Below are 13825 nucleotides of genomic sequence, written 5' to 3' on the forward strand. Positions count from 1 at the left end.
ACACCGGACTCAGCGACGAAGAAGGCCTCTGGACCAGGAAAGGCTGGGCCGGACGCAGCTGACACGCCCGAGACATCCACTCTTTCTGGCCGATAACCCGACGCCCCGCGACGACGGCTGTGGAGGAATCGCCGATCGACCGGCATCCGGAGAGCGGCGCGGTCGCCGGGAACGCAAGCTCCCTGGAAACGGCCTCCCCGGAAACGACAGAACCCCCGCCGAATCCGGCGGGGGTTCTGTGTGCGGGAGCCTCGTCGGCGTCCCGGAAAGAAGGGGGCGGCACCCATTGGGGGGAACAGGTGCCGCCTCGGCGGCGCGAGGATTGGGGGGAATCCGTGGCGCCGCAGGCCTCGAAACGAGTTGTTCGGGCAGGAACAAGAATACGGATTCCCGGTCCATGCGCAAGTACTGAATGTCCGCATTTGTGCTGACATACAGAACACTGTGCGGAACCCCACAGAGAGCACCGCCTGACGAGCATCCTTCACCGTCCGTCGCAGAGACGCAACCGTTCGTCCGAACGGGCAGCCGGCCGCGTCACCCCACCTCCGGGAGGCGGGGTAGGGTGCCGTTCTGGGCGAGGTCGCCCGTGCCCGAACCGGCCACTTCCGCAAAGGAGCGAAGTAGAACATGACCGTCGAGATCGATCACAACCTCGAGGAGATCCGCCGCTTCCGACCGTCGCCGGAGTTCGCGGCGCAGTCCATCGCCGGCCCGGAACTCGCCGAGGCCGCCGCCGCCGATCGGCTCGGCTTCTGGGCCGACCAGGCCCGCGAACTGCTGACCTGGTCGAAGCCGTTCACCAAGACGCTCGACTGGTCGAACCCGCCGTTCGCGACGTGGTTCGAGGACGGTGAACTGAACGTCGCGGCGAACTGCCTCGACCGGCACGTCGAGAACGGTCTCGGCGACCGCGTCGCGATCCACTGGGAGGGCGAGCCCGGCGACAGCCGTGCGATCACGTACGCGCAACTCACCGACGAGGTCAAGCGTGCGGCGAACACGCTCGAGTCGCTCGGCGTCGCCGACGGCGACCGCGTCGCCATCTACATGCCGCTCGTCCCCGAGGCGATCGTGGCGATGCTCGCCTGCGCCCGCATCGGCGCCATCCACTCGGTCGTCTTCGGCGGGTTCTCCAGCGACTCGCTCGCTTCCCGCATCGACGACGCGCAGGCCAAGCTCGTCATCACGGCCGACGGCGGCTACCGCAAGGGCAAGGTCTTCCCGCTGAAGCCCACCGTCGACGAGGCCGTCGCCAAGACCGCCGGATCGGTCGAGCACGTGCTCGTCGTGCGACGCGGCGAGAACGAGGTCGGCTGGGTCGCCGACCGCGACCTCTGGTGGCACGACTCGGTGGCCACGGCCTCGAACGAGCACGTCGCCCCCGCCTTCGGAGCCGAGCACCCGCTCTTCATCCTCTATACGTCCGGCACGACCGGGAAGCCCAAGGGCATCCTGCACACCTCGGGCGGCTACCTGACGCAGGCGGCGTTCACGCACAAGAACGTCTTCGACCTGCACCCCGAGCGCGACGTCTACTGGTCGACGGCCGACGTCGGCTGGATCACGGGACACACGTACGTCGTCTACGGACCGCTCGCGAACGCCGCGACGACCGTGGTCTACGAGGGCACGCCCGACAGCCCGCACCCGGGCCGCTGGTGGGAGATCATCGAGAAGTACGGCGTCACGATCTTCTACGCCGCGCCGACCGCGATCCGCTCGTTCATGAAGCAGGGCCGCGCGATCCCGCAGTCCTTCAACCTGCGCAGCCTCCGCCTCCTCGGCTCGGTCGGCGAACCGATCAACCCCGAGGCCTGGGTCTGGTACCGCCACGTCATCGGCGGCGGGTCGATCCCCGTGGTCGACACGTGGTGGCAGACGGAGACCGGCGCGATCATGATCTCCGCCTTGCCCGGCATCACCGACCTCAAGCCCGGCAGTGCGCAGACGCCGATCCCGGGCGTCTCCATCGACATCGTGGATGACTCGGGCACCCCCGTCGACGACACGAACGGCGGCCTGCTCGTCGTCACCGAGCCCTGGCCGTCGATGCTCCGCGGCATCTGGGGCGACCCGGAGCGCTTCAAGGAGACGTACTGGGAGAAGTTCGGCGACAAGTACTTCGCCGGCGACGGCGCCCGCCGCGACGAGGACGGCGACATCTGGCTCCTCGGCCGCGTCGACGACGTCATGAACGTCTCCGGCCATCGCCTCTCGACCACGGAGATCGAGTCGTCGCTCGTCGCCCACCCGTACACGGCCGAGGCCGCCGTCGTCGGCGCCGCCGACGAGACCACGGGCCAGGCCGTCGTCGCGTTCGTCATCCTCAAGGAGAGCCAGAAGGCCCACGCCGCGGACGTCGCCGCGACGAGCGAGGAGCTGCGCGCCCACGTCGCCCGCCAGATCGGCGCGATCGCACGTCCGCGCCAGGTCTTCATCGTGCCGGAACTGCCGAAGACCCGCTCGGGCAAGATCATGCGGCGTCTGCTGCGCGACCTCGCCGAGGGTCGCCAGGTCGGCGACACGACGACCCTCGCCGACACCTCGATCATGGAGGTCATCGAGGCGCAGCTCGTCAAGTAGCGCCGACGACGGATGCCCCGTGCCGCGGTCCCCTTCCGGGTTCCGCCGCACGGGGCATCCGCGCGTCTCGGGATGCTCCGCTGCGGAGCATCCTCGTCAGGAGAACGCGACGATCAGCTCGACCTCGACGGGCGAGTCGAGCGGCAGCACGGCGACGCCGACGGCGCTGCGCGCGTGCCGGCCGGCCTCGCCGAAGATCTCCCCGAGCACCTCGGACGCTCCGTTGACGACGCCCGGCTGGCCGATGAACGCCGGGTCGCTCGCGACGAAGCCGACGACCTTGACGACGCGTGTCACGCGGTCGAGCGAGCCCAGTTCCGCACGCACCGCGGCGAGCGCGTTGAGCGCGGCCTGGCGGGCGTAGCCCTGCGCCTCCTCGGCGGTCACGAGGCCGTCGCCGTCGCCGACCTTGCCGGTGGCCGGCAGCACGCCGGCGACGAAGGGCAGCTGGCCCGCGGTGAAGACGAGGTCGCCGTGGACCGCCGTCGGCACGTAGGCGCCCGCGGGCGTCGCGACGTCCGGGAGCTCGATGCCGAGCTCCGCGAGCTTCGCCTCGGCGCTCACTGCTCGCCCTCGAACTGCTTCGCCGCCTGGGCCGCGGCCTGCGCGCCGGCCGCCGCCGCGTGCGAGGTCTCCTCGCCGACGGGGCGCTTCAGGTAGGCGACGAGCCCGCCGCCCTCGTTCGTGACGATCTGCACGAGCTCCCAGCCCTCCGAGCCCCAGTTGTTGAGGATGGCGGCGGTGTTGTGGATGAGCAACGGGGTCGTGATGTATTCCCAGGCCGGCATCGGCTTCTCCTCGGATCTGTGGTGGAATCTCGGCCGATCAACACCGGCTGCACGGGCGCCGCTCAGGCGCCCTCTCTAGGCTCCCACGATATGTCTGACCCGAACCGACCGGAGCGCACTGCGCCCGGCCGACGCCCCCTGCTCAAGGGGATCGCCGGATTCCTCGGCGCCAGCGTGCTCGCCGGCGTGCTCGTTGCCGTCTCCGTGACCCCGGCGATCGCCGTGACCGGATCGATGGCCAACAACGGCATCGCCCTCTTCGAGAACCTGCCGAGCTACCTGAAGATCGACGATCTCCCCCAGAAGTCGAACATGTACGCGACCGGCGCCGACGGAGCGCCGGTCCTGCTCGCGTCGTTCTACCAGGACAACCGCGAGATGGTCGAGTGGGACCAGATCAGCCAGTTCGCGAAGGACGCCGCCGTCGCCGGCGAGGACGTCCGCTTCTACGAGCACGGCGGCGTGGACGTCACCGGCACCGTCCGCGCGCTCGTGGCCACGGCCACGGGAGCCGACGTCCAGGGCGGCTCGTCGATCACGCAGCAGTACGTGAAGAACGTCCTCGTCAACAACGGCGTGAGCGAGGCGACCACCGACGAGGAGAAGCAGGCCGCCTACGAGGAGGCCACCGAGGTCTCCGTCGACCGCAAGCTCAAGGAGATGCGCTACGCGATCGCCCTCGAGAAGGAGTACTCGAAGGACCAGATCCTCCAGGGCTACCTCAACATCGCCCACTTCGGCGGCATCACCTACGGCATCCAGGCCGCGGCCGAGTACTACTACGGCATCGACAACTCGCAGCTGAGTATCGCCCAGGCCGCGAGCATCATCGCGATCACGCAGTCGCCGAACACGCTGCGCCTCGACCGGCCCGACAGCGAGACGAACGGCGCCGCGAACGGCTACGCCCTCAACAAGGAGCGCCGCGACTACATCATCGATTCGATGCTCGCGCAGGGCATGATCGACCAGGCCCAGCACGACGAGGCGATCAACACGGTCATCGAGCCGCACATCACCCCGTCCACCAACGGCTGCCAGACCGCCGGCACCGACGGCTCGAGCGGCTTCTACTGCGACTACGTCACCAAGATCATCGAGAACGAGATGGACGACCCGGAGACCCCGGACGTCAACGAGGGCACCGATCTGCTCACGCGCGGCGGCCTCGACATCTACACGACCCTCGACCTCGACGTGCAGGCCGAGACGGTCAGCGCGATCAACGACAACGTGCCGCAGCACTCCGACGCCTTCGACGTGGGCTCCGCGAGCGTCTCGGTCGAGGCCGGCACGGGCCGCGTGCTCGCCATGGCCCAGAACAAGAAGTACAGCCAGGACCCGTCGGTCACCTCGGCCGACCCCACGTACACCGCGGTGAACTACAGCACCGACTACGCCTACGGCGGCTCGACCGGCTTCCAGCCCGGCTCGACCTACAAGGTGTTCACGCTCGCCGAGTGGCTCAACGAGGGCCACAGCCTGTACGAGAACTTCGACGGCAGCGTGCGCCCGATCACGGTCTCGAGTTGCGAGGGCACCGGCGGCACCTGGACCGGCGGCAACGACGACTCGACCACCGCGAACAACGCGCTCAACGCGACGAAGTACTCGGTCAACTCGAGCTTCCTTTCGATGGCGTCCGAGATGGACCTCTGCGACATCAAGACGACCGCGCAGTCGTTCGGGATGCACCGCGCCGACGGCAACGACCTCACGATGTACCCCGCCGACGTGCTCGGCACCCAGGAGATCGCGCCCCTCACGATGGCCGCCGCCTATGCGGGCATCGCCAACGACGGCGTCGTCTGCACGCCCGTCGCGATCGACCGCATCGTCAAGTCCGACGGCAGCGAGCTCGAGGCGCCGAAGACCACGTGCGACGCGGCCGTCGAGCCCGACGTCGCGCACGCCATGCAGTACGCCATGGAGTCGACGTTCGACGGCGGCACCGCCGCCGCGTCCGACCCGGGCACGGGCATCGCGCACATCGGCAAGACCGGCACGACCGACAACGCCGTGTCGACCTGGATGGACGGCGCCAGCTCGAAGGTCTCGACCGTCGTCTGGGTCGGCAACGTCCAGGGCACGGCGAGCATGCGCCAGCAGTGGTTCGACTCGGGCGCCGCCTCGACCGCACGTCACCGCATCTGGCCGCGCATCATGTCGGTCATCGACGGCAAGTACGGCGGCGACGAGTTCACCGACCCCGACCAGACGATGCTGCAGGGCCGCCAGGTCGCCGTGCCCGACGTCACCGGGCTGACGATCGATGCCGCCACGAAGGCGCTCACCGACGCCGGCTTCACCCTCCAGGACGGCGGGGCGGTCGACTCCGACCAGCCGGCCGGGCAGATCGTCTCGTACGACCCGAGCGGTCAGGCGACCGCCGGAGCGACCATCACCGTGCGCACGTCCAACGGCTCCGCGGCGGCATCCGTGCCCGACGTGGTGGGCTCGACGGTGCGCGAGGCGCGCCGCACGCTCGAGGCCGCGGGCTTCACCGTGCAGGTGTCCGGCGACGCCGAGTCCGACTGGGTCGTGACCGCGCAGTCGCCGAGCGGCGGCTCGGGCGCTTCGGCGGGCAGCACGGTCGCCCTGCAGGCGAGCGAACCGGATGACGCCCCGGCCACGACGGAGCCGACCCCGGCGCCGGGCGACGGCGGCGACCGCACCGGCGGCTGACCGCCTCGGGTCCTGCGTCCGCGGGGGAGGAGCCGGAGTACCGGCTCCTCCCCCGCGGTTCATCCGCTACGCTCCTTCGTTATGTCGGACCCGAAACGACCGAGCTCCAACGCGCCCGATCGGCGCACCATGCTCGAAGGCATCGCCGGATTCCTCGGCGTCAGCATCCTCTCCGGCGTGCTCGTCGCCGCCTCCATGGCGCCGGCCATCGCCGTGAGCGGCAGCGTCACCTCCAGCGGCCTGAATCTCTTCGAGAATCTGCCGAACTATCTGGAGATCGACGCGCTGCCGCAGAAGTCGACGATGTTCGCGACCGGCCCCGACGGCCAGCCCGTCCGGCTCGCGGACTTCTACCAGGACAACCGCGAGTCGATCCCGCTCGACAAGATGAGCCAGTTCGCCAAGGATGCCGCGGTCGCGGGCGAGGACGCCCGCTTCTACGAGCACGGCGGCGTCGACCTCACCGGCACGATCCGCGCGGTCGTCGCGACGACCTCGGGCAGCAACGTCCAGGGCGGCTCCTCGATCACGCAGCAGTTCGTCAAGAACGTGCTCATCAACAACGGCGTGAGCGAGGCGAAGACCGACGAGGAGAAGCAGGCCGCCTACGAGGAGGCCACGGCGACGACGCCGGCGCGCAAGCTCAAGGAGATGCGCTACGCGATCGCCATCGAGAAGAAGTACTCGAAGGACCAGATCCTCGAGGGGTACCTCAACATCGCCCATTTCGGCGGCATCACCTACGGCATCCAGGCCGCGTCGAAGTACTACTACGGCGTCGACAACTCCCAGCTGACCGTGGCTCAGGCCGCGAGCATCATCGCGATCACCCAGTCGCCGAACACGCTGCGCCTCGATCGCCCTGACAGCGAGACGAACGGCGCCGCGAGCGGCTACGCGCTCAACAAGGACCGGCGCGACTACATCATCGACGCGATGCTCGCGCAGGGCATGATCGACCAGGCCCAGCACGACGAGGCGATCAACACGGTCATCGAGCCGCACATCACGCCGTCCACCAACGGATGCCAGACCGCCGGCGCCGACGGCTCGAGCGGGTTCTTCTGCGACTACGTCACCAAGATCATCCAGAACGAACTGGACGACGAGACGACGCCGGATGTCAACGAGGGCACGCAGATGCTCAAGACCGGCGGCCTGCAGATCTTCACGACGCTCGACCTCGACCTGCAGAACTCGACCGTCGAAGCGCTCAACGCCAACGTCCCCCAGCACCTCGACTCGGTGGACATCGGCTCCGTCTCGGTGACGGTGCAGCCGGGCACCGGCAAGGTGCTCGCCATGGCCCAGAACAAGAAGTACAGCCAGGACTCGACGGTCACGGCCGCCGATCCCACCTACACGAGCGTCAACTACTCGACCGACTACGAGTACGGCGGCTCCACGGGCTTCCAGCCCGGCTCGACGTTCAAGGTGTTCACCCTCGCCGCATGGCTCACGCAGGGGCACTCGCTCTACGAGAGCTTCAACGGCAGCCTCCGCCCGATCACGGTCTCGAGCTGCGAGGGCACGGGCGGTACCTGGAAGGGCGGCAACGACGACGGCGCGGTCGGCAACAACGCCGTCGATGCGACGAAGTTCTCGATCAACTCGAGCTATCTCGCGATGGCCGAGAAGATGGACCTCTGCGACGTGAAGACGGCCGCGCAGTCGTTCGGCGTGCACCGCGCCGACGGCAACGACCTGAAGATCTACCCGGCCGGCGTGCTCGGCACCGAGGAGGTCGCCCCCCTCACGATGGCCGCGGCCTACGCGGGCATCGCGAACGACGGCGTCTACTGCTCGCCGATCGGGATCGAACGCATCGTCAAGGCCGACGGCACCGACCAGGCGGTCCCGACGTCGGCCTGCAGCGCCTCGGTCACGACCGACGTGGCGCACGCCATGCAGTTCGCGATGCAGCAGGTGTTCGAGGCCGGCGCCACGGCGACGAAGTCGAACACGTACACGGGCGTCCCCCACATCGGCAAGACGGGCACGACCGACAAGGCCGTCGCGACGTGGATGACCGGTGCGAGCACGAAGGCCGCCACGGCGGTGTGGGTCGGCAACGTCCAGGGCTTCCAATCCATGCGAAACCTCACCTTCGACTCGGGGCTCGCCCAGTACGCCCGCCACCGCATCTGGAAGGCCGTCATGACGACGGCCGACAACAAGTACGGCGGCGACGCATTCGGCACGCCGCCCGACAGCCTCCTGAAGGAGACCAAGGCGGCCATCCCGAACGTCATCGGGATGTCGCTCGAGGCGGCCCAGCAGGCCATCGAGGATGCCGACTTCGTCTTCGAGCACGGCGGCGACATCGATTCGAGCCTGCCCGCGGGCCAGGTGGCGCAGACCGACCCGAGCGGCGAAGCCGGACTCGGCTCGACGATCCGCGTCTTCACCTCGAACGGCAAGGGACTGGCCGTGCCGAACGTCGTCGGGCAGACGGTGCAGCAGGCGCAGGCCGCGCTCATCGCCGCCGGATTCAAGGTGAAGGTGCCGAACAAGGCGCAGCCGGAGTGGATCGTCTCGAGCCAGAGCCCGGGTGCCGGCTCGGCCTCGAAGCAGGGCGACACCATCACGCTGAAGGCGACGGAACCCGTCCGGGAGACCCTGGAGCCGACCACGGAGCCCACGCCCGATCCGGGCACCGGCGGCGGCGACGGCACCGGCGGCACCGACGGCACCGACGGCACCGACGGATGACCCGCTGCGGCGGTCGGGCATGACGCACCCGACCGCTGCGGCCGTTTCCTGAGCAGTTCCCAGGTCTTCGGCGCCGTGCGGCATCGCCGCGCGGCGCCGTCCGCTACGCTCCCGGTTATGTCCGCCCCCAAGCGCACCTTGAGCGACATCGCGACCGGCGTCGTGGGATTCCTGGGCGTCAGCGCCATCGCCGGCATCCTCGTCGCGGTGTCGGTGACGCCGTCGATCGCCGTCTCGGGCTACGCCGCCAACAGCGGGATCTCGTTGTTCGAGAACATCCCGAGCTACCTGGCCATCGAGGACCTGCCGCAGAAGTCGACGATGTACGCCATGAACGGCGATCAGCCGGTGCTCATGGCGACCTTCTACCAGGACAACCGCGAGTCGCTGCCCTGGGACCAGATCAGCCAGACCGCCAAGGACGCGGCGGTCGCGGGCGAGGACGCGCGCTTCTACGAGCACGGCGGCGTCGATCTGCAGGGCACCATCCGCGCCGTCGTCGCCACGACGACCGGCCGTGACGTGCAGGGCGGGTCGTCGATCACACAGCAATACGTCAAGAACGTCCTCATCAACAACGGCATGCGCGAGGCGAAGACGTTGGAGGAGAAGGAGGCGGCCTATCAGGCGGCCACCGAGGTCACACCCGACCGCAAGCTCAAGGAGATGCGCTACGCGATCGCCCTCGAGAAGCAGTATTCGAAGGACGAGATCCTCCAGGGCTACCTCAACATCGCCCACTTCGGCGGCATCGTCTACGGCATCGAGGCGGCCGCGAAGTACTACTACGGCGTCCCGAACTCGAAGCTCACGCTCGCACAGACGGCGAGCGTCATCGCGATCACGCAGGAGCCCAACTCGCTCAGGCTGGACCGCCCGGACGACCCGGAGAACGGCGCCGCGAACGGCTATGCGCTCAACAAGGACCGCCGCGACTACATCCTGACGCAGATGCTGCGCTACAAGAAGATCACGCGGGAGCAGTTCGACGAGGCGATCGCGACGGTGATCGAACCGCACATCACGCCGTCCGAGAACGGCTGCCAAACGGCCGGTACCGAGGGCTCCGACGGATTCTTCTGCGACTACGTCACCAACGTCATCCGCAATGAGATGGACGATCCCGAGACGCCCGACGTGAACGAGGGCGACGTCCTGCTCACCACCGGCGGGCTCGAGATCTACACGACTCTCGACATCGACGTGCAGGCGGCCTCGGTCGCCGCCATCAACGAGAACGTGCCGCAGGCGATGGAGACGGTGAACATCGGGTCCGTCGCCGTGACCGTGCAGACCGGCACGGGGCGCGTCCTCGCGATGGCGCAGAACAAGAAGTACAGCCAGGACTCCTCGGTGACGAGCGCTGATCCGACGTACACCGCCGTCAACTACAGCACCGACTACGACTACGGCGGGTCGACCGGCTTCCAGCCCGGATCCACGTACAAGGTGTTCACGCTCGGCGCCTGGCTGAAGGCCGGGCACGGCCTCACCGAGGGCTTCAACGGCTCGAACCGTCCCATGTACCTGACCAGCTGCGAGGGCCTCTCGGGCACGTGGTCCGGCAAGAACGACGACAAGAACGGCGCCAACAACGCCGTGCAGGCGACGAAGCTCTCGGTGAACTCCGCGTTCATCGCCATGGCGCAGAAGCTCAACCTCTGCGACATCAAGGCCGTCGCCCAGGCGTTCGGCATCCATCGCGCCGACGGCAACGAACTCCAGATGCACCCGGCCGACGTCATCGGCACCCAGGAGGTCGCCCCCTTGTCGATGGCCGCCGCGTACGCGGGCATCGCCAACGACGGGCTCTTCTGCACCCCTGTGGCGATCGACCGCATCGTCAAGGCGGACGGCACCGAGGTGACGCCGCCGCAGACGAAGTGCTCGCAGGCCGTCGACCCCCAGATCGCGTACGCCATGCAGTACGCCATGCAGGCCCCATTCACGAGCGGCGGCACCGCCGTGAACTCCCGCACGGGCACGGATGTCCCCCACATCGGCAAGACGGGCACGACCGACGCCGCGGTCGCGACCTGGATGGATGGGGCCAGCACCCAGGCCGCGACCGTCGTCTGGGTCGGCAACGTCGAAGGCTTCCAGAGCATGCGACGCCTCTGGCTCCCTTCCGGCCAGGCCGCCCAGGCCCGGCACCGGATCTGGCCGCGCATCATGCGCGTGATCGACGAGAAGTACGGCGGCGAGGCCTTCACCGCCCCCGACGCCTCGGCGTTCCGGGACGTGAAGGTCGCCGTGCCGAACGTGGCGGGCATGTCGCTCGAGGCGGCGCAGCAGGCCATCGAGGCCGCCGACTTCGTGTTCGAGTACGCAGGTGAGGTCGACTCGTCCCTTCCGGCCGGGCAGGTCACCGGCAGCGACCCGTCGGGCGAGGCGAGCTTGGGTTCGACCATCCGCGTCAACACCTCCAACGGGCAGGGCGCGATCGTGCCGAATGTGGTGGGATTGACCGTGCAGCAGGCGCAGACCGCGCTCGTCCAGGCGGGCTTCAAGGTCAAGGTCGACGGCGGGGCCGATTCCGCCTGGACCGTCTCCGCGCAGAACCCGGGGGCGAACGCCACCGCGAAGAAGGGCGACACCATCACGATCGCGGCGACCCGACCCGACGACGCCGACCCCGGCAGGGGCGACGACGAGCAGCCCGGCGGCGCCGGAGGCGATCGCGGCTGATGGCGGCTCGCACTTCTCCCGGCGCGGCGCTGCTCGTCGCGGCCGGAGCACTCGGCGCTGCCGCGCTCGCGTGGGGCACCCTCGTCGAACGCAATCGGTTCACGGTCCGCGAGGCCGACTTCCCCGTGCTCCCCGCGGGCGCCGAACCGATCCGCATCCTGCACGTGTCCGACCTGCACATGGCGCCGTGGCAGCATCGCAAGCAGGCCTGGGTGGCGGCGCTCGCCGAACTCGAACCCGATCTCGTGGTCGACACGGGCGACAACCTCGGCCACGTTCGCGGGATCGAAGGCATCCGTGCCGCGTTCGCAACTTTCCGCGGCATCCCCGGCGTCTTCGTGAACGGATCGAACGACTACTGGGGCCCGGTGCTGAAGAATCCGTTGGCGTATTTCCGCGGGCCGTCGAAGGGCAACAAGCGCGCTCCGCAGCTCGATACGCAGGCGCTCCTCGGCGAGTTCGCCGAGCTCGGCTGGCTCGACCTGAACAACCGCGCCGGCTCGATCGTGGTCAAGGGCACCCACCTGGAGTTCTTCGGCGTCGACGACCCGCACAAGGCGCTCGACCGTCTCGACCTCATCGCCTCGGCGATCGACGACGAACGCGAGGACGACCCGCTCGGCGACGAGACCTGGCCGGACGCCCACACTCCCGGCGCCCCGCGCCCGACCGTGACGATCGGCGTCGCGCATGCGCCGTATCGGCGAGTGCTGGACTCGTTCGTCAACCACGGTGCACAGGTCCTCTTCGCCGGGCACACGCACGGCGGGCAGGTGTGCGTGCCCGGATTCGGCGCGCTCGTCACGAACTGCGATATCCCCCGTTCCCAGGTGAAGGGCCCGAGCCTCTGGCGCCACGGCCTCCGGGCGGCGTACCTCAACGTCTCAGCCGGCCTCGGCACCTCGATCTACGCGCCCGTGCGCTTCGCCTGCCCTCCGGAGGTCTCGCTCATCACGTTGACGCCGGCCCCCTGAGAGCTCGCGAGGCCACGAGTGGTCAAACGTGCTCCGATTATCGGCTAAGCTAGTCAGCGGCCCGCAGGACGGGTCACCGGGGTGTGGCGCAGCTTGGTAGCGCGCCTCGTTCGGGACGAGGAGGTCGCAGGTTCAAATCCTGTCACCCCGACCGGTTGCATAACGGCGGGTCGCTCGAAAGAGCGGCCCGCCGTTTCGCGTTCCCCCGGAAGATCGCTCCCCCGCCGCGTCCCGCACGCCTCGATCGACGTCCGCCGTTCGCACGTCCGCCTCGTCCGCGCTGGGCGGTTCCCGCGTCCCGATGACACAATGTCGAAGGGGGGCGCTCGCCCCGATTCGCGATCGAGGGGAACAACGCGATGGCCAAGCTCGAGAACTCCAAGCTGTCCGTGATCGGCGCCGGGGGCGTCGGAACGGCGACCGCGTACGCCGCGCTCCTACGTGGGTCAGCCCGCACGGTCGCCCTGTACGACGTCGCGACGCAGAAGGTCGAAGCCGAAGTCGCCGACCTCGCGCACGGCAGCCAGTTCTTCCACGGCCGCGTCATCGGCGGCGACGATCTCGCGGTCGTCGACGGCTCGGATCTCGTCATCATCACGGCGGGCGCACGGCAGAAGGAAGGCCAGACCCGGCTCGATCTCGCCGGCGCGAACATCCGGCTGCTCGAGCAGATCGTGCCGGGCGTCGTCGAACACGCCCCCGACGCGATCATCGTGCTCGTGACCAACCCGGTCGACGTGCTCACCCAGGTCGCGACCGACCTCGCGGGGCTCGCGCCGGGCCGCGTCTTCGGCACGGGCACGATGCTCGACTCCTCGCGCCTGCGCTGGCGGCTCGCAGAACGCCTCGGCGTCTCCACCTCGAGCATCCATGCCCTCATCGTCGGCGAGCACGGCGACACCGAGTTCCCCCTCTGGTCGCAGGCCTTCGTCGGTCCCGTGCCGATCGCCGACTACGTTCCCGTCGACGCGCCGCCGCTCTCCCACGACGAGTTCGACCGCATCGCGGAGGAGGTCAAGAACGCCGCCTACCACGTGATCGCCGGCAAGGGTTCGACGAACTACGCGATCGGCACGACCGCCGCACGCCTCGCCGAGGCGATCCTCGGCGACGAGCACGTCGTCGTCCCGGTGACGAGCGTGCTGCACGACTACCGCGGCATCCACGGCATCGCGCTCTCGGTGCCCTCGCTCGTCGGCGGCCGCGGCGTCGAGCAGGTGCTGGATGCGCCCTACGACGACGACGAACTGCGACTGCTCCGCGACTCGGCCGCGGCGATCGCCGAGACCCGCGCGAAGTTCTCCTGACCCCCGCCCGTCCCGCCCGCGCCGTCGCGGCGGCCTACTGGACCGCGCTGGTCCTGCTCGTCTGGTGGCCCGCCGAGGACGCCGA

The 13825-nt window shown here is 69.0% G+C and carries 8 protein-coding genes and 1 tRNA gene; 7 read left to right on the forward strand and 2 right to left on the reverse strand.

Annotated features, from left to right (window positions below; translation table 11 throughout):
* The first annotated feature begins 630 nt into the window (after nt 1-630).
* Complete coding sequence (acs, locus tag GB864_RS09255; protein ID WP_160424323.1) at nt 631-2586, forward strand: acetate--CoA ligase; 1956 nt, start codon at nt 631-633, stop codon at nt 2584-2586.
* A 96-nt stretch (nt 2587-2682) separates the two neighbouring features.
* Here acs and GB864_RS09260 read toward each other — a convergent pair whose 3' ends face one another.
* Together GB864_RS09260 and GB864_RS09265 are read right to left on the reverse strand one after the other, a co-directional pair.
* A complete protein-coding gene (locus tag GB864_RS09260; RefSeq protein WP_160424325.1) occupies nt 2683-3150 on the reverse strand; it encodes an Atu1372/SO_1960 family protein in 468 nt (155 codons plus the stop codon).
* A complete protein-coding gene (locus GB864_RS09265; protein ID WP_160424327.1) occupies nt 3147-3374 on the reverse strand; it encodes a Sp36 family protein in 228 nt (75 codons plus the stop codon). The genes GB864_RS09260 and GB864_RS09265 overlap by 4 nt, the downstream gene beginning before the upstream one ends.
* Nucleotides 3375-3464: 90 nt before the next feature.
* Here GB864_RS09265 and GB864_RS09270 point away from each other — a divergent pair, with 90 nt between their 5' ends.
* From GB864_RS09270 to GB864_RS09295, 6 genes are all read left to right on the forward strand, one after another.
* The gene (locus GB864_RS09270) at nt 3465-6059 is read left to right on the forward strand and encodes a transglycosylase domain-containing protein (protein WP_160424329.1); all 2595 of its coding nucleotides are present in this window, start codon (nt 3465-3467) and stop codon (nt 6057-6059) included.
* Between the two features lie 81 nt (nt 6060-6140).
* Complete coding sequence (locus GB864_RS09275) at nt 6141-8771, forward strand: transglycosylase domain-containing protein (protein ID WP_160424331.1); 2631 nt, start codon at nt 6141-6143, stop codon at nt 8769-8771.
* Nucleotides 8772-8888: 117 nt separating this feature from the next.
* Complete coding sequence (locus tag GB864_RS09280) at nt 8889-11459, forward strand: transglycosylase domain-containing protein (protein ID WP_160424333.1); 2571 nt, start codon at nt 8889-8891, stop codon at nt 11457-11459.
* A complete protein-coding gene (locus GB864_RS09285) occupies nt 11459-12433 on the forward strand; it encodes a metallophosphoesterase (protein ID WP_160424335.1) in 975 nt (324 codons plus the stop codon). Before GB864_RS09280 ends, GB864_RS09285 begins: the two co-directional genes overlap by 1 nt.
* A gap of 77 nt (nt 12434-12510) precedes the next feature.
* Nucleotides 12511-12584: transfer RNA gene (locus tag GB864_RS09290), tRNA-Pro, on the forward strand.
* Between the two features lie 208 nt (nt 12585-12792).
* Nucleotides 12793-13740, forward strand: coding sequence for an L-lactate dehydrogenase (locus GB864_RS09295; protein WP_160424337.1), 948 nt, complete (start codon nt 12793-12795; stop codon nt 13738-13740).
* Nucleotides 13741-13825 lie beyond the last annotated feature (85 nt).

Origin of the sequence: Agromyces seonyuensis, from assembly GCF_009789225.1 — a bacterium.
GTDB classification, from domain to species: Bacteria; Actinomycetota; Actinomycetes; order Actinomycetales; family Microbacteriaceae; genus Agromyces; species Agromyces seonyuensis.

Bases quoted from the DNA above. Each gene is read 5' to 3' on its own strand.
- acs (WP_160424323.1), top strand. From the start codon at position 631: ATGACCGTCGAGATCGATCACAACCTCGAGGAGATCCGCCGCTTCCGA.
- GB864_RS09270 (WP_160424329.1), top strand. From the start codon at position 3,465: ATGTCTGACCCGAACCGACCGGAGCGCACTGCGCCCGGCCGACGCCCC.
- GB864_RS09265 (WP_160424327.1), bottom strand. From the start codon at position 3,374: ATGCCGGCCTGGGAATACATCACGACCCCGTTGCTCATCCACAACACC.
- GB864_RS09280 (WP_160424333.1), top strand. From the start codon at position 8,889: ATGTCCGCCCCCAAGCGCACCTTGAGCGACATCGCGACCGGCGTCGTG.
- GB864_RS09295 (WP_160424337.1), top strand. From the start codon at position 12,793: ATGGCCAAGCTCGAGAACTCCAAGCTGTCCGTGATCGGCGCCGGGGGC.
- GB864_RS09275 (WP_160424331.1), top strand. From the start codon at position 6,141: ATGTCGGACCCGAAACGACCGAGCTCCAACGCGCCCGATCGGCGCACC.
- GB864_RS09285 (WP_160424335.1), top strand. From the start codon at position 11,459: ATGGCGGCTCGCACTTCTCCCGGCGCGGCGCTGCTCGTCGCGGCCGGA.